The organism is Leucobacter musarum subsp. musarum, assembly GCF_001273845.1.
GTDB lineage: Bacteria > Actinomycetota > Actinomycetes > Actinomycetales > Microbacteriaceae > Leucobacter > Leucobacter musarum.
The window spans coordinates 1-279 of record NZ_JHBW01000038.1; the positions used below are offsets into that span (position 1 = coordinate 1).

The following is a 279-nucleotide window of genomic DNA, read 5'->3' on the forward strand; positions in this document are numbered from 1 at the left end:
GTGCATGACCGATCGCTTGGGCTGTGTGGTTGACGGCGCGCAGAGCATCTAGTCGGCGCCTGAAATACTTCAAATCATCGGCCAAAGTGGAAATAGGTTGGCGAGCCACCAAGCCCAGCAGGGCCGCTCGATAGCCGTCCGACCATTTCTCGCTATCAGCTACTTTGCCGATGGCCTCACGCAAATCGGCGACCAAACCGGCTACTCGCTCGGATGTCAGGGGCGCACACCAGGGCATGAATGGTCCATCTGCAATCGGGTATTGCGACAGCGTCACGG

1 protein-coding gene is annotated in these 279 nt (G+C 58.8%); it reads right to left on the minus strand.

Annotated elements, in window-relative coordinates; all coding sequences use genetic code 11:
- Positions 1–279, minus strand: a 279-nt coding sequence (locus CH42_RS16745; protein ID WP_204374506.1) for a hypothetical protein, incomplete at both ends; no start/stop codon positions are given.